Genomic DNA, 22,153 nt, shown 5'->3' with positions numbered 1-22,153 from the left:
ATGTAGTGATTTTAAAGCTTATTGTAGTGGAATGAAAAGTGACTTCTGTATCACAAGCAATGATGCAGAAGTTTTTGTAACTTTATATCTTCTTGTAAAGAGAATTTATCTTCTTTATATCACCTTTTAAATCTATCTCCGTAAAGGATTTAAGATTCATATTGTGGGTATCTGCATGGAAGCTATGAATGTAGCCATCTATAGTTAAGTCTCCTATCATATTATGGCTTTCATCTAGTATTTCGCTTCCTATTTGATAATGGCCAGTATATTCGTTAAAGGAACCATCTGTCAATTTGATGTATCCGTTACCAAATTCCTGCTCTAAATTTAAAGGATGATTAGCGTTAATAAAATCTATTTCGTTCATTATATACCTCACTAAAAATTAAATTATAATTAAAATAAGATGTTAAGTTAAATAATTTAATAAGATTAGTAAATTTTAAAATACAGAGCTGACTGTAATTAACACTCTAATTACATATTTTGTTAATGTATCAATGTTATAATAACACAGAGCCTTATCTTAACCCTTGACTTTGTCCTATAAAATTCATACTTTATTTACTGTTATAGTTCAAGTACATAGGGTCAAAATGGCGTTAAATCCGCTAGAGCAATTTAAAGTATATACAATAATAGAGTTACCTAGGTTATTTGGGTATGACGTAAGCTTTACCAATTCATCTTTTTTCACGATGATTTCGGTGATATTGATGATACTCTTTTTGCTTTTTGGAATAAAGAAGGGGTCAGTAATACCAGGATATTTGCAAGCTGCAGTTGAGTATGTATATGATTTTGTTATTTCAATAATAGAAAATAACACTGGAAGCAAAGGCTTGCAGCACATTCCATTGATATTCACAGTATTTATTTTCATTTTATCGTGTAATTTAGTTGGTGTTCTTCCTTATAGTTTCACGGTCACAAGTCATGTGATAGTCACCTTCGCTTTATCGATGGTGGTTTTTATTTATATAACGATTGTTGGATTTAAAGAAAGGGGAGTAGAATTTTTACGCATATTGCTACCAAAAGGAACTCCTTCGTGGCTTGCACCTATAATAATTATTATTAAGTTGTTTGCTTATTTAGTAAGGCCGGTTAGCCTATCAATAAGGCTTGCAGCAAATATGATTGCTGGTCATACAATCATCAAAGTGATAGCAGGGTTTATTGTAAATATGAACATATTTTTCACTCCTGCGCCGTTTTTGTTCATAATTGCATTGATAGGATTTGAAGTATTTGTTGCAATTTTACAAGCTTATATATTTACTATATTAACATGTGTATATTTGTCAGATGCAGTAAAGTAATTGACTTCCTTGTAGAATATTTTACAATTATATTATAAAGAAAAATTAAAGGTAATATATGGATTTAGTAGCTTTAAAGTTTATAGCAATTGGTTTAGCTGTGTTTGGAATGCTCGGTGCTGGTTTAGGTATAGCTAATATCTTTTCTGCTATGTTAAATGGGATTGCGAGAAACCCTGAATCAGAAGGTAAAATGAAAAGTTATGTTTATATTGGTGCTGCCATGGTTGAAATCATGGGATTGCTTGCGTTTGTACTTGCAATGTTATTAATATTTGCTGCTTAACAGATGCCACAGCTTGATGTTTCAACCTTCTTTTCTCAAGTTTTTTGGTTTTTAATTTTTTTCTCTTCACTTTTTTTCGTGGTAAGTTGTTTATTTTTACCAAAGTTAGATAAAATAATAAGCACTAGAAGTAAAGAAGTATTGGGTTCTTTTAATAGTTCTGTTCATCTTTTAAGACTCACGGAAGAGCAGATTGCCAAGTATAATGCCGCTTTAAACCAAGCTAGAATACAGGCAAAAAAAATCATAGATGATGCACTTGCTCAGGTAGAAGAAATGAGAGCTAATGTTAAGAATATATTAGAAGAGGAAGACAAAAAAAAGAGCAAGCTTATTGAAAAAAAAGTGGCAGAATTTAAATCTGAATATACTGATCAGTTAAAACAAATGGCTACTAGTATTGCTTTAATTTATTATACTAAATTGACTAATTCTGAAATTGAAGAGGAATTTATTGCTGACTTGGTGTCCAAAGAATTTTAGGGGTTTTTATGTCTACATCACTGATTATCGGTCTTGCCTTCTTGGTAAGTTTTGTCCTTTCGTATAAATTGCTAAAGAAAGTGATAAAAAATGCGCTTAACAATAAGCGTAACAAAAGCAAATTTTCAAGTGAAGAAACTGAAAAATTCAGGAAAGATATGTTGGAGTATTACAAAAAATCTTCTAAAAAATACAAAGAATTAGATGCAGAAGTTAATAAAATGATGAATGAAGCACTTGATAAAGCTAATAGTATCATTAAGCACAATAGACAGCAGCTAGATCAGACATTAGATGACAATGCCCATTCTAACTTGAAGAAAGTCACTGACCAAGTTGAAAAAGCTCTTGGGGATTTACAGACTAACACAGTGAATATAGCTGCTGATGCTGTAAAAAAAATAATGCATGAACGTAAAGATGATAAGCGTAGTAGCGAGGTCATATCTTCATTTTCACGTGACTTAAATAAAAAATTGCATTAGGTTCAATGCAACAATTGCCTATACTTCAAGCTGATAATGTAGAAAAAATTAAGTTTGATTCTAGTTTGTGCAAAGAGCCAGAGAAACTTTTTTACTATAAATTTAATATAATTCCTTGGCAAAAATTAAATAATACTACTTTTTTTATGGTTGAAGACACAAGCCGAGATATCAACCGTTGGGTCGAAGCTCATTACGGTATTGACTATGTATTAATAAAAGTGGATAGCGAACAGATTTTAAATCTTCTTAACTCGCACTTTGGTATTTCAGAATTTGCAAGCAACTACTTATATTACAAGAATCCTAATTTTTCAGCTAAAAGCATTAAACTAAGCTCAATATTTTTTGCTTCTTTCTTTATTGTAACTTCAATTTTAACACTAACAGAGAAATATACATATTTTGCTTTGATGTTGATATTTATAATCGGATGTTCTAGTTATTTATTCAAGTTTATAGCTACAGTTTTTAGCTTGTGTGAAACCTCCAACCAAAAAGTGGATTATAGTAAGCTGAATGAAGAAGATTTTCCTATATATACTATTTTATTGCCTGCTTTTAAAGAAAGTGCAGTGATAGAGCAATTGATCGAAAGCATTGAAAGTTTGGATTATCCAAAATCAAAATTAGATGTGAAGCTTCAGGTAGAAAGTGATGACCAAGAAACGCTAGCAGCTATAGAAAAGTACACTTTACCGCAGTATTTTGAAGTAATAAAAGTGCCTCATTCTTTGCCTAGAACAAAAGCCAAGTCATGCAATTATGCTATGAGCTTTGCTAGAGGAAAGTATGCAGTAATATATGATGCGGACGATAAACCAGACCCATTGCAGTTAAAAAAAGCACTGATTGAATTTAATAAGGACGACGATAAGCTTGCCTGTGTACAGGCGAAATTAAATTACTACAATTGTGATTATAATTTTCTCACAAAATTCTTTTCTCTGGAGTATATGAACTGGTTTCAATACTTATTGCCTGGATTCCAAAAAATGAACATGCCGATGCCTTTGGGTGGTAGCAGTAATCATTTTTCAGTAAAAATTCTAAAAAAAGTGTTTTTCTGGGATGCTTACAGTGTTACCGAAGATGCTGACCTCGGTTTGAGACTTGCGCAAATGGGATATAAAACCAGGATGATTGACTCAGAAACATTGGAAGAGTCACCAATTGTTGTATTTGCTTGGATTAAGCAAAGAGCGCGCTGGATCAAAGGCTATATGCAAACTTATATTGTTCATTTAAAAAATATAAAGTCACTTTATAAACACACTGGATTTAAGGGAATTTTGCTATTGAATCTTTTTGTTGGCTCTGCAGCTTTTATATTTTTTACTACTCCATTTTTACTGCTTTCATTGATATTAACTAAAGTTTTAAATGAATTATTTTTGTACTACTTTGTAGTGGTATACGTTACTAACCTGATTCTTTTGGTAATAGCTGTCAAACAGCAAAAGATGCCTTTTTATTTTTATATAGTATCGATATTTTTTCCGGTCTATAGTCTGCTACATAGTGTTGCAGCTTTTCTTGCCTTATGGGAATTTATTCTTTACCCTGAGCGATGGAACAAAACTCAGCATGGTTTATGGAAGCAAAACCTGTAGCTATTTGGCTTTTTCTCTGCTCGGTCATGGTAATTCTCATGGTAGGGATTGGTGGATTTACCAGACTTTCAAAAGCAGGATTGTCAATCACAGAGTGGAAACCAATTACTGGAACATTACCACCACTGAGTGAACAAGACTGGCTACAAGAAAAATTAAAATACGAAGCTACACCTGAATATAAAGCACTTAACTATGGTATTAGTATGGAGGAGTTTCGCGCTATATACTTAATAGAATATGTACACAGATTGGTTGCAAGACTAACAGGTTTAGTTTTTGTCCTGCCATTTATATATTTCATATTAAGAAGAAAAATATCTAAAAAGGTAGTAATAAAGCTATGTGTGGCATTATTATTTGGAGCTTTACAAGCTTTTGCTGGTTGGTATATGGTAAAAAGCGGCTTGGTAGCCAAGCCTCATGTTAGCCACTATAGGCTCGCACTTCACTTATTATTAGCATTAGTTATCTTTGCATTATTGTCATATCAATTTTTTGATTATCAGATAAGGCCACAACAAACAAAACTTAAGGTTAGTGGTAACACTATATACTACGCAAGGATGATTTTGGTCCTAATTGTAATACAAATAATTTTCGGTGCATTTGTTGCAGGATTAAATGCTGGTTTGATTTACAATACCTTTCCACTAATGGACGGACAAATCGTTCCAGAAGATTTATTTTTCTTACAGCCTATATGGCTGAATATCTTTGAGAACAGAGCGACAGTGCAATTTATACATCGAGCACTGGCATTGCTAATACTAACTTTGGTAGTAATACTCACAATAAAAAATGCTAGCATAAAACCGGTATATATTATGCTGCTCTCCGTCGTCATTCAGATCATTTTAGGTGTAATTACTCTATTATTGCACATACCGATAGCCATTGCCATAGCTCATCAAGTGTTTTCATTTATCTTGTTTGGGTCAAGTTTATACTTCTTGTGTTATTTAAGGAAGCAGACTACATCACCAATCTGCACATTTTTTCCTTCTTGAACGGGAATATTTTTTATCACCATTGCTGCTTCAGCACATATGATATTTTCCATTTTCATTGCCTCCACCACAAATAAAGGTTGTCCTATTTCCACCTGATCTCCTACATTTACGTGCAATTTAACTAATAAACCAGATATTGGGGATTTTACAGCATCTGCTGAAATCCCTTCTGTTTCATTATTTAGCATTAACTTACTTAATTCAGCTACATGAGGTTTTAATATACAACACTCAGCTTTCATACCTGCATGTCTTATGAAGTACTTGCTGCCTTGTCTTTCTATTTTAAGTGCTATATTGGTATCGTCATTAATTGTGATATATAGCAATCTATAACTTGATTTCCACTTGCCTATAACGGAGTATTTATTGTGATTATATACCGTTATTAATATATTATCTTGGTATTTTGCATTTACGGAGTACTCATTGTCATTTATATTCACTATGAATAAATCTCTTGCACGGTCACCTGCCATCCGAGTAGCTGATACTGGTGCCCCTTCTTTTTTACTAGATTCCAGTGTCACGCACTGGAATGACACCTGAGATGTTTCATTCACTGCTTTATGATGGTACCTTTCTTCATTTTCCAAATGAACATATAACGCAGTGAAAATAAATATTTTAATATACTCCTCTGTAACAAAATCGCCGTGAAACCCACTAGGGTAATGATCTGGAATGAATCTCGTATGGAGCTTTGCTGCGATAAAATTTGGGTGATGGAAGATGGATTCTAGAAATTCTATATTATTTGTTACTCCTTCTATATAGCATTCAGACAATGCTTTTTGCATTCTGCTGATCGCTTCTACTCTATCTTTTCCATATGTTATCACTTTGGCAATCATCGAATCATAGAACATGCTAATTTCTGAACCTGCAGCAACTCCATCATCTATTCTTACATAATCATTTTCACCCGGTTTATCGTAATATTTTATTCTTCCGCTGGAAGGGAAAAATTTCTTCGATGGGTCTTCAGCGCAAATTCTACTTTCTATTGCAGAACCAGTAAGTTTAATATCATCCTGATTGAATCTCAATTTCTCTCCACAGGAAGTTCTAATCATTTCTTCTACTATGTCTATTCCAGTTATAAATTCTGTTACTGGATGCTCAACTTGCAATCTCGTATTTACCTCAAGAAAATAGAAGTTTTGGTCTTTATCTACAACAAACTCAACAGTGCCTGCTGAAAAATAGCCAACTTGCTTTGCCAGAGAAACACATTGAACATACATTTTTTGTCTTACTTCTTCACTAATGAATGGACTTGGCGTTTCTTCTATTATTTTCTGATTATTCCTTTGTATCGAGCATTCTCTTTCTCCAAGACAAACTATATTGCCATATTTATCTGCTATGATTTGTATTTCAATATGTCTTGGCAACTCTATATATTTCTCTATAAAGATACTGCCATCCTTAAAACTTTTCTCTGCTTCATTTGTGGCTGATGTAAATGCTAGTTCAATTTCTTTTTTGGAGTTTACAATTCGCATTCCTTTGCCACCACCGCCTGATGCAGCTTTAAGCATAACGGGAAAACCGATCTCTTTAGCAACTTGAGCTGCGTGGGCAACATCGCTGATCTTACCCATATATCCTGGCACTACATTCACTCCAGCTTTTTTTGCAGCTTCTTTTGCTGTTATTTTGTTGGCTGTAACTTCTATTGTTTCTGCACTGGGGCCGATGAAGTCTATATTATGTTTTTGAAGAGCACGTGGAAAATCTGGATTTTCTGCTAAAAAACCATAGCCAGGATGAACCGCCTCAGCACCTGTTTCAACTGCTACTTCACATATTTTTTCAATGTTTAAGTAACTGAGGCAAGATGGCGAAGGGCCGATATATCTTGACTCATCTGCTTGTCTTACATGCACAGAATTTACATCTGCATCCGAATATATGCATACACAAGATATACCCATCCTACGAGCAGTTCTGATAATCCTGCAGGCAATCTCTCCTCTGTTTGCTATTAAAATCTTACTGTACTTCTTTTCCGTCATCGTATGAGTATACTTTCTTAAGTTGAGAAAGTAAATTATTGCCTGCAAGTAATTTTTAGCTTCATGCTACAGCTAAATCACTATTTAAAAGTTGCATAACATCAGGATCTGTCACTATAGTACTTTCATCATACAAGCCGTATATTCCGTTACATGCCTTAAACAACAAACATGTAGATCCTCCAGAAGCTATTGTAGCTACTGAAGCTAGTGCAAGAGATTGAGAAACCAAAAATAAAAAGTACAAGGATAAACATAAGGCAGCAATACACGCTATAGCTCCTATTATGTATAAGCACGAATGAAATTTGCTATTACATATAAAACCGCCCTTTATACCTGCAATTTGCTTAGCTTCTTCCCGTTCTGCAGCATTTAAAAAATAAAGAGGAGCTACCGCTACTCTCCCATGAAGAATGCAGCTTTTATCACAGAGTGCTTCTTTAATATATCTCTTATTATCCTTAAGTTTCTCTTTTAATCTTTCTGATTCTTTCCAATTTTTAGCTTCTTCTGCTTTTTTAACCTTACTCTTAGTACCTTCTTCCAAATTTCTCATAATCTCTTTGAGTGCAGGTAGCAGAATTTCTTGACTTGCTGCTATATGAAATGGGTTCCCATTTTCATCAAGCCTATGCTTAGCTGCATAAGCAACATTCTCTGTGCAAATTCTGACAAATTCATCTTTATTTCTTGCTTTTGCAACTTCAAATAAGTCAGCCATAACATACCTCGCTATATTTAACCAACACTAAATTATACAACATAACTTACGAAAAACAAGTAGATTTTATCTCTCAGAATAAATAAATTCTAAATTGTTACAAACATAAATTTTAGCTATCATCATTTATATTACTGTAATAGACAAATATGCCAGACGTAGTCACTAGATTCGCTCCATCACCCACAGGGTTTTTGCATATTGGAGGGGCCCGCACTGCGTTATTTAATTGGCTCTATGCAAAGCATCATGGTGGCAAGTTTTTGCTGAGAATTGAAGACACCGACAGAAAACGTTCAACGCAAGAAGCAATTGATGCAATTATAGAAGGGCTAAGATGGCTAGGTATGAGCTATGATGGGGAAATAGTATATCAGTCAAAAAGAATAGAGCGGCATAAAGAAGTAGCAAACCTTTTAGTTGAGAAGGGTAGGGCGTATCACTGTTATTGCCCTGAGACAGAAAGGAAAATAAAAGCGAGAGAAGAAGGAAAAATATATAAGCACAAATGTATTAGTGTGACATCAAACGTAAAGCCTGTTGTCCGCTTTAAAGTGCCAGACTCGCAAGAGATCGTCATTGATGATAAAATATACGGCCAAATCAAAGTAAGTAGCGAGCAGCTTGATGATATAGTGATCTTACGCTCTGATAACACTCCAACATATATTTTTGCCGTAGTAGTTGACGATCATGATGCTGGAATAACTGATATAATACGTGGCTCTGACCATCTCACTAATACCTTTAAACATCTGCTAATATACCAGGCTCTTGATTTTGACATTCCACGCTTTGCACATGTGCCGCTTATCCATGGGGAAGATGGGAATAAGCTATCCAAAAGGCATGGTGCCACAAGCGTTTGCGATTATGAAAAGATGGGAATATTGCCAAAAGCGATGCGTAATTACTTGCTGAGACTTGGCTGGAGTCACGGCAACGATGAGATTATTAGCGATGAGCAAGCAATAGAGTGGTTTAATTTAGAAAGTATTGGTCGTTCACCTGCACGGCTCGATTTCAAAAAACTGGAGCATTTGAATAACCACTATATTAGTAATATGAGCAATGAAGATATTCTGACTCTAATGCTTAGAGAAAATACTCTAACTGACAAAAAAAAGGGCTATTTACTGCAGGGACTGACAGAGCTAAAAAAAAGAGCAAACTACCTGACCGAATTATTGGATTTAGCAAAATTTTATATTCAAGATCCGCCACTTGATTTAAGTGAAGAAGCTTGTCAAATTGTCAAATCTAACCTCAATATAATTAAGTTACTCGCATCATTTCTGTCAAAGATCGGTGATGAAAATTGGAATAAGGGTTTTTTATCTTCTCAGATCAAGGAATGTGCAAAATTGCACGATATGAAAATAAGCGATGTATACCACTCATTACGCGCCCCTATAACTGGAGTAATGGATGCACCTGGAATCATTGATATCATGGTGATTCTTGGTAAAGATGAGTGTATAAGAAGGTTACAAGCAATTTAAATGAAATAAGAAAATTACTTGACATCCTTCGCCAGCCCCCTTATCATGAAACTGAAGCTATTTATTTATCTTCGCAATCTGCAGATTAAAACGACAAAGGGAACTTTGTATTTGGCGTAAATCATGCTTAATTTTTTGCACTATGTGCACCTCATGTCTTTATAAAACTTCTGGGTTTCTACCTATACAAGCCGAAACGCGCTTATAAAGCGTTTAAGACATCAAAAGACGTCAAATAGAACAAGGGAGAATTTGAATACTAGCTACCCTAGGTTTTCTTTGCCTTTTTTTTATTTGGTAAATTTCTTAAATATTTATAGCTAAACGACAATCGTCATCCCGCTGCTTGTGAGCGGGATCTAGAGATACCGCGAATGAATCGCGGTATGACGGCTAAGTAGGGTGTCATCCCAGTGCTTGACACTGGGATGGCTTTGTTGCATCGCTACTTATGAAAGGCTAACTATAATTAGGATTATAAGCAACTTATTGAAAATCTTGTTTTTTTTGCAATCAATCTGATCAAATTTAAGAATAGTAACTTGTTATTTATATTAATAAATTTAATTCTATTGAAAATAGCTAAAGCATTGAAATTCTTGAATTTTAGCCGGATTAGTGAGTGGTAGTGAAATTTCTTTTACTCAAATTTAGGTATTCACTGACCGTTCTTGTTATAAATACCAGAATAATAAGCTACTGATATTCTCCACCTTTTTTATCTTTAATCCATCATAGCTAGCGATGCAACAAAGCCATCCCAGTGTCAAGCACTGGGATGACATCATAGGGGCACTGGGATGACACCCTGACAACCGTCATCCCGCTACGTGTTAGTGGCTGAGATACTGCGGCGGTATGACGTAGGACTGCTGTCACCCCGATACGTGTTAGCGGGATCTATTATGAAATACCGCAGCGATATAGCTACAGAAAACTTGTATAGATTTTTTCTACTTCTGTGATATCATAAGCCTGTAATGATAAAATAAGTAAATATGGATAAGTCAGCGTATGAGATCATAGAACATGAGTATGATGTGGTAGTAGTAGGTGCAGGTGGAGCAGGGCTCAGAGCAACGCTTGGGATGGCTGCAACTAATTTTTCAGTTGCCTGCATTTCTAAAATTTTCCCTACACGAAGTCATACAGTTGCAGCACAAGGCGGAATTAGTGCAGCTTTAGGTAATATCGGTGAAGACGATTGGCGCTGGCATGCATATGACACAATAAAAGGTTCAGACTGGCTTGGTGATCAAGATGCAATAGAATATATGTGTAAAAACGCTGCTAAAGCTGTTATTGAACTTGAAAATTTTGGCGTACCTTTTTCTCGTACAGAAGATGGCAAAATATACCAGCGTTCCTTTGGTGGAATGACAACTCACTTTGGTAAAGGAAAATCAGCTCAACGCACTTGTGCGGCGGCAGATAAAACTGGGCACGCAATCCTTCACACTCTATATCAGCAGTGTCTTAAATTCAACGCTGAATTTTTTGTTGAATACTTTGTGATTGATTTAATTATGGATAGCGAAACCGGAGCATGCTGCGGAGTTCTTGCTTGGTCGCTATGCGACGGCACATTACATAGATTTCGTGCGCATAGAGTGGTGTTAGCAACAGGTGGATATGGACGTGTTTATTTCTCTGCAACAAGTGCGCATACCTGCACAGGTGATGGTAATGGCATGGTAGTAAGGGCTGGATTACCACTTGAAGATATGGAATTTGTACAATTTCATCCAACAGGAATATATGGCTCAGGGTGCCTGATGACAGAAGGATGCCGTGGTGAAGGGGGGTACCTCGTTAATTCTCAGGGCGAGAAGTTTATGGAACGTTACGCACCAAAAGCAAGAGATTTAGCTTCCCGTGATGTGGTAAGTCGCGCAATAACAATTGAAATTAGAGAGGGAAGGGGAGTTGGACCGAAAAAAGATTACATGTATTTAACTATAGCGCATCTTGATCCGGAAGTAATAAAACTCAGATTGCCGGGCATCAGCGAAACCGCAAGAACTTTTGCTGGAGTTGATGTCACTAAAGATCCAATACCGGTCATTCCGACTGTTCACTACAACATGGGTGGCATTCCAACCAATTATCATGGAGAAGTGATTACGCTGAAGCAAGGTAAGGAAGAAGTGGTAGATGGACTATTTGCAATTGGAGAAGCTGCGTGCGTCTCTGTGCACGGTGCAAATCGACTTGGTTCTAACTCGCTTCTTGATCTTGTGGTTTTTGGCAGAGCTGCAGCGCTCAGAGCAAGAGAGAAACTAAAATCCGGTACACCACATAAAAAATTGCATTCAGACTGCACAGACTGGATAGTAGATAGATTCAATAAAATGCGATTTGCTTCTGGTGGGCTAAAAGTAGCAAAAATACGCAGTGAAATGCAGAACACTATGCAAAAATACGCATCAGTTTTCCGTGTTGCTGAAGTTTTAGAAGAAGGCAAAAAAGCTATAAAAAAGGTAGCAAAAATGATGCCTGATATTTCACTTGAGGATCGCAGTATGATGTGGAATAGTGATTTAGTTGAAGCACTGGAGATTGCTAACATGATCCCACAAGCGGTTATTACCATGGAATGCGCAGCTAATCGCGAGGAAAGCAGAGGTGCCCATGCTCGTGAAGACTTTCCTGAACGTGATGACAAAAACTGGATGAAGCACACTATAGCGTGGCTTGAAGAAAAGAAAGGGCAAATTAACGTAAAAATTGATTATAAAAAAGTGGCTGAAAAAACTCTGAGCGGTGAGATTGATTTCATAGCGCCAGAGAAGAGGGTTTATTAGTCAGCCCATCTAGCTTATTCATGAATTGACGTAGTATTGATACATCGCTCATTTTAGTAGCTGGGTTTTCTGTATGCTCTGGTTGATTTGGTGACTCTTGTACTGCTTGATTTTTAGTCTCATTTCTTAAATTCTGTTGATCATTATTAACAAGGTTCTTCGAAGCTTGATTCTGCTCTGTTGTTGAATTAGAGCGGTTTTTGTCGTTAAATGTGTCCTGTGCTTTGTTGGTTGATTTTTCAAAAAGTTTCTTAATACCACTAAATCCTAAAGTTAAAGTAAGGCATATAACTCCAGCAACAGCTATGATAGGAATGGCTGCTCCAATTGCCATTTGACCCTGAAAGAAAGCAAATGTTACCATTGCAATAACAGTAATCGTTATCGTGATTGCTAACAGTTCGCGGGTCCTTTTTGCTGGATCTATGAATCCTGCTACAGCAGATACTCCTTTTTTTATACCAGAACCTGCTTCTTTAATGCCAGACTTGCATTTTTTTGAAGCAGTTTTACAGTGGTATTTTTCTTCAAGCTTCTCTTTTAGTTCTTTAGCTTTCTCCTGTGCTTTCTGTGGAGTCCCTGAATAATCTTTTAGATCTCGTAAAGTTAAATAGTACTTTTTAGTATGGAATTTTGGATCTTTCAGCTCCAGAGAACAGGGATCAGCGCCTATTTCTAGCAGCATTGTACAAAATTTTGTTGTATTGTCATAAGCAGTTGCTGTATCAAAAATTGTTCCTTGCGGTAGGTATTCGATACTTCTTTTTTCTGCTTTTTTCTTTAATGCCAATTCTAGGGGTGTGTTCCCTTCTCCATTCTTAGCATTTATAGCTTTACCTAATTTATCTTTAGATATTGTTCCATTTTTTACTAAACCTAAAATCAATTCCAAACATGTAACTTTTTGTTCTCCTTTGAATGAAGCAATATAGTGCAGAGCATTTTTTTCATCTTTATCTTGCACAGTAATATCTGCACCGTTTTTTAGCAATAGTTCTAGGGTTTCATACCTTTTAGTTTTTTCAAATTTTCTATCTGTACATGATCGATCCTCATTCTTTCCTTTTATATGCTGAAGCAGCTGATGAAGAGGTGTTAATCCTTCCCTGTTAGTAGTATTTACAGCATCATCTTTATTTGAAATCAACTCTAAACATGTAACTTTTTGTTCTCCTTTGAATGAAGCAATATAGTGCAGAGCATTTTTTCCATCTTTATCTTGCACAGTAATATCTGCACCATTTTGTAGAAATAACTCTAAGGCTTTATACCTATTTGTTTTTTCAAATTTTCTATCTGTACATGATCGATCCTCATTCTTTCCTTTTATATGCTGAAGCAGCTGATGAAGAGGTGTTTGTTCTTCCTGATTTTCACTATTAATGAGTTGTGCTAAATCTTCCTCGGTGACCGTTTTTATTAGGGTACCTAGAAACTTGCATTTCTGTTTCTTTTCCAATGGCACGATAAGGTGTAAAATATTATTTCCTTTTTCATCTTTTATGCCGTTAACATTCGTACAATCTTTTAGATATTTTTTAAATTTCCTGTTATTTCCATTTTTGATCGCTTTTAGTAATTGAACATTATTATTCGTTATCCCGTTTATTTTATGATCATCTTCAACATCACTGCCGTAGCCACTTTCTGCTTCACTATTCCTACGATCATTTTGGTTACAATATCTGCTATTACAAGTAATTTTAAAAATTACTTGCTTTACTCGCTCTTTTGTTTCATTTGGTATTTTTTTCGATCGTTCTATTACTTCATCTAGCACTGGAAGAAAGCATTGGACATAATACCTATAATATTTTTCTTGTTCTCTAAGTGATTCTTCTAATTTAGTTAATACTTCAGGGCTAGCACCTTCCTTGAATAACCTTTTACACTCCTTGAGAGCTCCATCTTGACCTCTTGGTTTTTCACGCTTGTGTTCTTCTTTTTTTACCTTTCTCTCTATAATGCCATACAATTGTTCGTCTTTTCTATCCCGCTCTTGCTTTTCATTTTTATCTATGTATTCATCTAATTTTTTTGCATTAGTAGTTAGTGCAGTTATATCTATACCCATACTAAAACCTCAATATTAAAAGCTATTTAAGTTGTCAGCACTAAACTAACAACCAAGAAGTTTGACTTTTAAATTGAGCTAAACGTTGTATATGTATAGGTGGAAAGGCAGAAAACTAGTTTCTATTAGAAAATCTGTTATCATAGTCAAATCCTCACTTGAACAGTTGCTACTATTTTAACCATTTAATCTTAAAAAATAATAAATATAGCTAAACTGTGAAACGTGCTATTGGCTAAAATAGGATAAGAAACTATAGCTGCAAATATCCAAATTGATTTTTTATAAATCTTTCAGGCTTGGTTTTTCTTCTGATTTTTTAAGTCTTTCTTTATTTAGTATGGAGCTTATCTCTTCTACACTTTTATCAATATCATCATTGATTATTACATAATCATATTTATCACGTTTGCTTATCTCTTTTTGAGCTTCGGCTAATCTGCGCTCTATTTCGCTTGCATCATCACTATTACGCTTTTGCAAACGCAACCTAAGCTCTTCCATTGAAGGGGGAAGTATAAAAACACTTACAACTTTTTTTCTCATGAGCTTGAATAAGTGAAATGCTCCTTGCCAGTCTATGCTGAGTAAAACGCTTATTCCATTGCTTAAGTTTTGCTCTATAAAATTTCTTGGTATACCATAAAAATTCTCAAAAACTTTGGCGTATTCAAGCATTTGGCCAGCTTTGCATAACTCGTGAAATTTTTCTTCGGTAACGAAAAAATAGTCTTTTCCATTTATTTCGCCGGTGCGAGGCTTGCGCGTAGTCATAGAAACAGACCTAACTAAATTAGTTGATCGCTCAAGTAATTTTGCTGATATAGTAGTTTTTCCAGCTCCAGAAGGGGAGGATAGAACCAATAATACGCCCTCACTTTTTATGGTCATTTTTCTTTGCATTTTTTAACATGGTGCTTTTTGGATCAGAGTTTAAAAAGCTAGAACCTTCTAAATTAGAATTTGATAAGTTGGTGCCAATGAGAGAAGAGTTATCAAAGACAGTATAGCGCAAATCGGTCTTTTCAAAATTTGCCTTATTCAAATTAACGTTTACAAACTTTGCTCTACTTAATGTTGAATTAGAAAAATCGGCATTTTCTAAATTCATATTCTTAAATTCAAAGTAAGAATAATTTACATTAAATTTTTCACCCTGTGATATTTTCTCTTGCAAATCTTTAATCGAAGTTATAGCATTTTCTGAACCTGCAAGTTTTTTCTGTCCTTTATTGTCAATCAAAATTGAATTATCAAATTTGCAACCTGTTAAGTGAGCATCAACAACTGAACTTTTATATATGCTTGAAGAGAGAAAAGACATATCACTAATTGTTGAATTGCTCAAATTGCTAAGAAAAAAGCTAGTTTTCCTAAAGGCATTAGCGTGAAGCAAAGAAGATCTGAAATCGCTTTCAATAAAATTTGAATTAGTTACTTTTAAATTAGACCAGCTTGAATTATCAGCTAATAAATTAAAGAATGTTGAATTTTCTATTTCACTGGAATCAATATTATGGCGAGAAAGTGTACTGTTATAAACTTGAGAGTCTTGGATTTTTATCTTATACATTGAAGTTGTAGAAAGGTCTGAATCTTCTATCTTCGCAGAGGTGAATAGTGAATGGTCAAAAAATGAGCCATTCATGTTAGAATTCGCAACTTTAGTATTATGAAACTTTCCGTGACGAATGTCAGCATTAGAGACATTAACTTGATGCAGTTCACTAAAACTAAAATCAATATTGGATAAATCAGCATCCTGAAGATTTGCTTCAGAAACATATGTATGCTTTATCTTGGAACCATTTAGTATAGATTGAACAAAACTTGAATTATCGTCATTCACATAGGAAATTTGTGTGTTGCTTAAATTAGTTTCGTCGAAGTTACTGTTAATTATGATAGAAGAATTAAGGTAGGCAGCGGAAAGATTGCTACCTGTAAAGTCTGATTCTTTTAACTCTGCACCATATATGTTAGCATTTTTTAATGAAGAAAATTGTATCTTTAATTTATATGCATCCACTCCAAAGAAACTTGCATTATCAAGGTTGTTTTTCTGCATAACAGTATCGTTTATTTCACTATCACTAAAATTTACGTGGCTAACATTCGAGTTTGATAAGTTGGAGAAATTCATTTTCACATTCGAGAAATTAGTATGCAAACCAATTACGTTGTGCATACTCACTTTTTTGAGATCGGAACTGATAAAATCAGCATAACTAACATTAGACTGATCAAATACGATATCTGTTAAGTTTGCAGAAACAAATTTTGTAAAACTCAAATTTGTACCTTTTATTTTAATGCCATGTAAATTAGCATTGGAGAAATTAGCACCACGTAAATCAACATCAATGAAAGACACGTCGGATAAATCGGTGTTAGAAAAATCAGCACCAATCAGACTTACTCCATCAAAAACAGATTTACTTAGGTACAGTTGGTTAAAATTAGCTCCATTTAAGTTAGAACCAAAACCTTTCTTAAAATCTTCTGGCACGCCCTCTTTGTGGCACTGCACCAAAAATTCAGCAAAGTCTTTTTTACTGTAAGATACGTATTTTGCATCACGCAAAGCGTTTAAAAAATCACTAATCTGATTTTTTTCATCATTTGTTTCGTTTCCATAACATAAATGACCAACTAAAATTAATATCAAAAATCTAATCATCTTGCTTATCGCACTGTATTTCTTTCGTTTTCACAGCCCAATCGTACATTGCTGAGCTTTCTTTATTGTCTATTTTTCTATCCTCCAAAAGATGTGGCATCATTTCGGCAATCGCATTTATTATATTGATCTGCTTTTTTTCGATTGCTATATCAATTGGGGATTGAAAATTATTGTTAACTACTCTAAGATCAGCACCTTGTAATAAGAGAAAGCGCACTATGTCTACCTCACCTTGTTTAACTGAATAAATGAGAGGAGTATCACCCAATTTATTTCTAAACCTTAGTATCTCTTGAATTGTTAATCCAATTTTTTCTAGCTTACTTATTACTCCTCTTAAGCAAGTTAAGTTGTTCTTCTTAATGCAGTAAAAAAATTGCTTACTGTAATCATCAATAAACACAGTTGTAGGAAGATGCTCATTAAGGCTATCATATTGTCGTTTATATATTGACTTGCTTTGTATGTCTTTATGACCCCATTCTTTTATTGGTTCTCTGTTTAGCTTTGTCCATTTTTGTAAACTTTTCTTTTCACTTTGCTCTTCTTCATCTTTTTTAGTTATAGGTTTTACTCTATTGCGGTCCTTGGAATTACTGTTTGTTTCTTTCACTTTTTTTTCTTCAGACTGATTCTCTACTTTTTCTTTTTTTCCCTCTAATAATTGACTCGCATCACTTTTTGAAAGTTCATTATCTTTTATATCAATCTTCTGATCAGCTTGTAGATTTTTTTGCGGGTTAGCTGTATTCTCATTTAAATCAGCACTTAAAGGCAAAGGCTCTGGTTTCAAATCTTTATTCACTTCTTTATTGGCCACATTTGGTAAATTTTGAGCAAATTTGTCTGTGCTTCCTTCTAGCTGGTCATTTGGCAAATCTTTATCAATCCTTTCACCTTCACTTATAGTTTTTTCAACCACGAAAGCTTTGTTCTCGTTGTGTTGCAGTTTCTCTTTATCGGTAGTGCCGTCTAATCTTTTGCTCTCAGCCTCTTGTGTTTGTTTAGCATCGACGTTGCTTTTTAACTCATCTTTTTGATTTGTGCTATCTTGCTTCCTTACACCTACATTTTCGTTTTTATGAACTGATTCAATTTTCTTTTCTTCAAATTGCTCTACAGCAAATAGGCTCAGTGATCCGAATACAACAGCTAATAATATAAAATATAAAATATTTTTCATAAATATCCCAAGCATAAGCTTAATTAAAATGATACTATAATCAAATGATTAATCTACAGTAAAAAATGCCTTATACCAATTCTCATTGTTGTCCAGTCAAATAGGAAACTATCGTATATTTTATTGCGCAAAATGTTCTGTTTTATATATAACCAAAGCCTCTCAACAGGATTTAGCTCAGGTGAGTATGGAGGTAGGTATATAATGTCGATATTTTTAGGTACCTTTAAATTTTTTGACCTATGCCAACTAGCACAGTCCATAACGAGAAAAGCCTCTCGTGTTTCTAGATATTGCGAAATTTGCTCAAGAAATATGTTCATGCAATCAGTGTTGACATTTGGTGCAAATAAGCTAGAACTCTCTCCATTTCTAGGATTAACTGCACTATAGAGATAGAAATTTTGCCTACCTAATTTTGTTTTAACCTGTGTTCTAATCCCCTTTTTAAACCACCCATGTCCAACTTTTGAATGTGTGCCAAACCGTGATTCATCAAAGAAAAATAGCTCTTTTTCTGGATACTTGCTAATAGCTCAATTGAGATTTTTTTTTGAATTCCTCTTGTTTGCTTTTATCTTGTCCATTATGAACTGGTCTTGGTGTAATATATGAGAATTTCATCTTTTGCATATGGCGGTGTACTGTAGATTTGCTGATATTTAATCCGAACTTTTCCTGGATTCTTATTCTCATTTCTTTAATGGTGATATTAGGATTTTCTTCTATCCACTCTTCAATTTGCTGTAGTTGAGCCTGATTTAATTTAGTTTTTCTACGACGTTGTGAAGGAGCAAACAGTTTTTCTTCTCTGCCAATTTTCAAGAGTTTTACCCACGAAGTTAGTGCGCTTCTTGAAATGCAATATATTTTTGCTACAGCCGTTATACTGTACTTTTTTGCTGCAATTACAGCATTTAGTTTTTTTGAAACATATGCATTATTCCTTACTTTCTTCAGCATTTCTTTTGCTGATTCTACTACTTTTTCATCCAATAATTTTGATCTTAATGCCATTTAAACCTCGCTATTTTACTTACTTCAGTATGGCTTTTCTTCCATCATTGTCCATCTGTTTGCCCTGTAATGGGAATTGGTATTAGGATTTAATTTATAAAAAAACAATAGATTTTTTGTATCTGTTCAGGGGCATCGCAAATATTGAAGCAAAGTGGTCAGTGCTTACTGTACGAACATTGTGATTTGAGAGCAATCTCCGCTAGGGAGGATGTCATCCCAGTGCTCCTTTCTCGTCATCCCAGTGCCCAGACACTGGGATCCAGAAAAAAGAATGGTGTCATGCAAGTAGCCTCCTTCTCCTGTCATCCCAGTGCCCAGACTACTTGGATCCAGAAAAGTTTGCTTGTAAGCAAGCAAACTAGCATAGAAAGTGGTTACAACATTTTCGATGAGATTATATGGAAAACTGGATCCCAGTGTCTGGGCACTGGGATGACAAAGGAGGACGTTATTCCAGTGCCAAGCACTGACCATTTGCTGTGCAATTTACCTTCAAAAATGAATGTTCGTACAGCTATGGAATGAATCGCGGTATGACGTAGGACTGCTGTCATTCCAGTCTGGAATCTAGTCTTTACTGGGGAGAAGAAACTCTCCTTCTACAGTGTATCCGTTTAGGGGAGGTATCTGTTCAGATGTATGGCTAATGTACAAATATTGAAACAAAAATTCCAGTGCTCCCTTTCTTGTCATCCCAGTGCCCAGACACTGGGATCCAGAAAACTTAACTTTAAATAAGTGGCTGCATAATAAACTACACATTAAACCTAAAGTGCATTATATCACCATCTTGCACGATGTAATCTCTGCCTTCAAAGCGAATTTTTCCTGCGTCTTTGCAAGCTGATTCACTTCCATACTTTATGTAGTCTGCAAAGCTTATTGTCTCTGCTTTTATAAAGCCTTTCTCAAAATCAGTGTGGATTACACCTGCTGCTTTATCGGCTGTTGACCCTATTTTTACTGGCCATGCCCGTGCTTCTTTGGGGCCCACAGTAAAGAAAGTTATCATACTCAGCACTTCATACATAATACGCGCTACTCCATCAAGGCCTGATTCTTGTAAGCCAAATTCTGATAAAAAACTCTGTTTTTCCTCTTCACTATCAAGATTTGCAATATCTGCTTCGAGTTTTGCTGAAATGCAATAAAATTTGCTTTTATTTTCCTCCGCCATCCTCTCTACCTTTTTAGATAATTCATTGCCAGTTATAACATTTGTATCTGCAACATTGCAAACGTACATAACGGGCTTTGTTGTCAGCAATTGAAGCAACTTCATCTCATCTTCATTGATATTCTCCAAACTTCTTGCAGGTTTACCTAATTTTAAAGTAGCTAATACCTCTTGCATTAATTCAAGTTGTCTTTTTAGCTCTTTATCACCTTGCTTTGCTTTCTTTTCCAATTGAGGAAGCCTTTTTTCTATGCTATCAATATCAGCTAGGATTAATTCCATTTCTACCACTTCAGCATCTGATATTGGATCTATTTTACTGTGTATATGGCTGATATCGTCATCCGTAAAGCACCTGAGCAGATGAACGATGGCATCAACTTCTCTGATATGGCTTAAAAATTTATTGCCAAGCCCTTCGCCTTTGCTCGCACCCTTTACCAGACCTGCAATATCTACAACTTCTAATTGGTTGTAGATTACCTTCTCTGAGCCTGCAATTGCTGCGATTTGTTTCAAACGTTGATCTTTTATCGAAATCTTGCCTATATTTGGCTCGATTGTGCAAAAAGGATAATTTGCAGCTTCGGCTGCACTTGACTCTGTAAGCGCATTAAATAAGGTTGATTTTCCTATGTTTGGTAACCCAACTATACCGCAGTTAAAACTCATATTTGCTATGTAAAATTATAACTATTGCATAATTTAAAAATTTCTGCTATACTTAATTAGTTGCTTATTGACAATTTTGTTGGTATAGTAATATATAGCTTAAATTAAGGTAAAACTATGACTACAGCAAGGCCCAGGATCTCAGGGCAAGAAATAACTCTTTTAAATAGTAACCCTTACCCTGACAATTTCTATGTAGGACAAGCAATTGGTAATGGAAGCTGCTTTTTTGACTCGTTCAGGCAAAGTCTAGAACAACAGACAGGAGAGCAAGTTACTGTCGAAAAATTAAGAAATGATTGTAGGGAATTTGCGCAAAAGAATCCACCAAAGTGGTTTACAAATGCAATTGTCAATAGTCATGATAACAATGGCCAGCACCGTAGTGAAACTGTAGATGATTATACAGCAGACATTATGCGTAACAGTAGGTGGGGTGATCCTGACGTTGAAGGCAGAATACTTTGTGAAAAGTATAAGGTAAAGCTACATGTTATAGAGAACCAGACTGTTGATAACCAAGATCTGTCTTTGCATGAATTAATAGACAATTCAGGTTCAAAAAGTGCAGGTGAATACAATAAAGTTGATTATGATGATAGTAGTATTGTGCATATAATAAACAAAGGCGGATTGCATTTCGAACCATTGCTTGATAGAAATAAAAGTTTAGCAAAACAACTGCAAGAGGAAACCAAACTTAAACAAGAGCAAGAACAAGAAGATTTCCTATTAGCAAAAAAACTGCAGCTAGACGAGATCTTAGAATATTGTAACCTTTCAAAGGATATCTCTGAGAGAGCAGAGTTTGAAAAGGGATTTGATAAGTTATTGGCAGAAAATGCTGATGGAAAAATTGGTGATGTTGTAGGGCAGTGCGTTAGTGATATAAAGCAGCGCATAGAGCGCTCTGAGAAGCAAAACCCTTCAAGCTCACCAAGATGTAGTATGGAGGAATCAAGAACAGAAAAAACATTTCATCAACAACAAATATCACAATTGGAAGTGTAAAATAAATCTTCATAGCTCTGTATATTTTTATATAGGGCTTTTGCAAGCATTTCATATAATATGAACTTGCAGTACGT

20 protein-coding genes and 1 pseudogene are annotated in these 22,153 nt (G+C 35.0%); 10 read left to right on the top strand and 11 right to left on the bottom strand.

All coding sequences use genetic code 11. From position 1 onward, the window contains the following. Positions 1–82: 82 nt before the first annotated feature. Entirely contained in the window at positions 83–370 is a 288-nt protein-coding gene (locus tag ABWU47_RS04805) for a hypothetical protein (protein WP_077188073.1), read from the bottom strand. Between the two features lie 229 nt (positions 371–599). On the opposite strand from ABWU47_RS04805, the gene ABWU47_RS04800 reads away from it, so the two are divergent. From ABWU47_RS04800 to ABWU47_RS04775, 6 genes are read left to right on the top strand one after another with little or no spacing between them, the layout of a single operon-like run. Continuing rightward, positions 600–1,325: a F0F1 ATP synthase subunit A gene (locus ABWU47_RS04800; protein WP_022626288.1), complete on the top strand. Its 726-nt coding sequence runs from the start codon at positions 600–602 to the stop codon at positions 1,323–1,325. Between the two features lie 58 nt (positions 1,326–1,383). Next, complete coding sequence (locus tag ABWU47_RS04795) at positions 1,384–1,611, top strand: F0F1 ATP synthase subunit C (RefSeq protein WP_006014985.1); 228 nt, start codon at positions 1,384–1,386, stop codon at positions 1,609–1,611. A gap of 3 nt (positions 1,612–1,614) precedes the next feature. Next, entirely contained in the window at positions 1,615–2,094 is a 480-nt protein-coding gene (locus ABWU47_RS04790; protein ID WP_077188072.1) for a hypothetical protein, read from the top strand. Positions 2,095–2,102: 8 nt separating this feature from the next. Further along, positions 2,103–2,579 carry a hypothetical protein gene (locus tag ABWU47_RS04785; RefSeq protein ID WP_077188071.1) on the top strand — a complete coding sequence of 159 codons (477 nt, stop codon included), beginning with the start codon at positions 2,103–2,105 and terminating at the stop codon, positions 2,577–2,579. Between the two features lie 14 nt (positions 2,580–2,593). Next, the gene (locus ABWU47_RS04780; RefSeq protein WP_320157282.1) at positions 2,594–4,192 is read left to right on the top strand and encodes a glycosyltransferase family 2 protein; all 1,599 of its coding nucleotides are present in this window, start codon (positions 2,594–2,596) and stop codon (positions 4,190–4,192) included. Next, positions 4,174–5,202, top strand: a complete 1,029-nt coding sequence (locus tag ABWU47_RS04775) for a COX15/CtaA family protein (RefSeq protein WP_077188070.1) — start codon at positions 4,174–4,176, stop codon at positions 5,200–5,202. Before ABWU47_RS04780 ends, ABWU47_RS04775 begins: the two co-directional genes overlap by 19 nt. On the opposite strand, the gene ABWU47_RS04770 is transcribed toward ABWU47_RS04775, so the two are convergent. Both ABWU47_RS04770 and ABWU47_RS04765 read right to left on the bottom strand, forming a co-directional pair. Continuing rightward, on the bottom strand, positions 5,151–7,226 hold the full coding sequence (locus ABWU47_RS04770) for an acetyl-CoA carboxylase biotin carboxylase subunit (RefSeq protein ID WP_077188069.1): 2,076 nt from the start codon (positions 7,224–7,226) through the stop codon (positions 5,151–5,153). The genes ABWU47_RS04775 and ABWU47_RS04770 overlap by 52 nt on opposite strands. 61 nt (positions 7,227–7,287) lie before the next feature. Next, a complete protein-coding gene (locus ABWU47_RS04765) occupies positions 7,288–7,950 on the bottom strand; it encodes an aankyrin (RefSeq protein ID WP_077188068.1) in 663 nt (220 codons plus the stop codon). A gap of 149 nt (positions 7,951–8,099) precedes the next feature. Here ABWU47_RS04765 and gltX point away from each other — a divergent pair, with 149 nt between their 5' ends. Next, positions 8,100–9,452 (top strand): glutamate--tRNA ligase, encoded by a 1,353-nt coding sequence (gene gltX, locus ABWU47_RS04760; RefSeq protein WP_077188067.1) that lies wholly within the window; start codon positions 8,100–8,102, stop codon positions 9,450–9,452. 738 nt (positions 9,453–10,190) lie between these two features. On the opposite strand, the gene ABWU47_RS04755 is transcribed toward gltX, so the two are convergent. Then, positions 10,191–10,331: a hypothetical protein gene (locus ABWU47_RS04755; RefSeq protein WP_353285602.1), complete on the bottom strand. Its 141-nt coding sequence runs from the start codon at positions 10,329–10,331 to the stop codon at positions 10,191–10,193. Between the two features lie 119 nt (positions 10,332–10,450). Here ABWU47_RS04755 and sdhA point away from each other — a divergent pair, with 119 nt between their 5' ends. Beyond that, on the top strand, positions 10,451–12,256 hold the full coding sequence (gene sdhA, locus ABWU47_RS04750; protein WP_077188065.1) for a succinate dehydrogenase flavoprotein subunit: 1,806 nt from the start codon (positions 10,451–10,453) through the stop codon (positions 12,254–12,256). Here sdhA and ABWU47_RS04745 read toward each other — a convergent pair. The 5 genes and pseudogenes from ABWU47_RS04745 to ABWU47_RS04725 all read right to left on the bottom strand — a co-directional run. Further along, positions 12,228–14,330 (bottom strand): ankyrin repeat domain-containing protein, encoded by a 2,103-nt coding sequence (locus tag ABWU47_RS04745; protein ID WP_077188064.1) that lies wholly within the window; start codon positions 14,328–14,330, stop codon positions 12,228–12,230. The genes sdhA and ABWU47_RS04745 overlap by 29 nt on opposite strands. Before the next feature lie 282 nt (positions 14,331–14,612). Next, a complete protein-coding gene (gene gmk, locus ABWU47_RS04740) occupies positions 14,613–15,221 on the bottom strand; it encodes a guanylate kinase (protein ID WP_077188066.1) in 609 nt (202 codons plus the stop codon). Beyond that, positions 15,205–17,010, bottom strand: coding sequence for a pentapeptide repeat-containing protein (locus tag ABWU47_RS04735; RefSeq protein WP_077188063.1), 1,806 nt, complete (start codon positions 17,008–17,010; stop codon positions 15,205–15,207). Before ABWU47_RS04735 ends, gmk begins: the two co-directional genes overlap by 17 nt. Next, positions 17,003–18,196: an ankyrin repeat domain-containing protein gene (locus tag ABWU47_RS04730; protein WP_077188062.1), complete on the bottom strand. Its 1,194-nt coding sequence runs from the start codon at positions 18,194–18,196 to the stop codon at positions 17,003–17,005. Before ABWU47_RS04730 ends, ABWU47_RS04735 begins: the two co-directional genes overlap by 8 nt. Positions 18,197–18,303: 107 nt before the next feature. Beyond that, a pseudogene (locus ABWU47_RS04725) lies at positions 18,304–19,213 on the bottom strand (IS630 family transposase); the annotation flags it as partial. Between the two features lie 144 nt (positions 19,214–19,357). Between ABWU47_RS04725 and ABWU47_RS04720 the strand changes: the two are divergent. Further along, positions 19,358–19,741 carry a hypothetical protein gene (locus tag ABWU47_RS04720; protein ID WP_186809104.1) on the top strand — a complete coding sequence of 128 codons (384 nt, stop codon included), beginning with the start codon at positions 19,358–19,360 and terminating at the stop codon, positions 19,739–19,741. Between the two features lie 42 nt (positions 19,742–19,783). On the opposite strand, the gene ABWU47_RS07105 is transcribed toward ABWU47_RS04720, so the two are convergent. Beyond that, positions 19,784–19,978: a hypothetical protein gene (locus ABWU47_RS07105; RefSeq protein ID WP_410529736.1), complete on the bottom strand. Its 195-nt coding sequence runs from the start codon at positions 19,976–19,978 to the stop codon at positions 19,784–19,786. Continuing rightward, positions 19,971–21,065 carry a redox-regulated ATPase YchF gene (gene ychF / locus ABWU47_RS04715; RefSeq protein WP_077188061.1) on the bottom strand — a complete coding sequence of 365 codons (1,095 nt, stop codon included), beginning with the start codon at positions 21,063–21,065 and terminating at the stop codon, positions 19,971–19,973. Before ychF ends, ABWU47_RS07105 begins: the two co-directional genes overlap by 8 nt. A gap of 117 nt (positions 21,066–21,182) precedes the next feature. Between ychF and ABWU47_RS04710 the strand changes: the two genes are divergently transcribed. Beyond that, positions 21,183–22,076, top strand: a complete 894-nt coding sequence (locus ABWU47_RS04710; RefSeq protein WP_410530064.1) for a hypothetical protein — start codon at positions 21,183–21,185, stop codon at positions 22,074–22,076. Positions 22,077–22,153 lie beyond the last annotated feature (77 nt).

Source organism: Wolbachia endosymbiont (group A) of Gastracanthus pulcherrimus (assembly GCF_964028265.1).
Classification (GTDB): Bacteria; Pseudomonadota; Alphaproteobacteria; order Rickettsiales; family Anaplasmataceae; genus Wolbachia; species Wolbachia pipientis.
This window is presented reverse-complemented; position numbering and strand designations above follow the sequence as displayed.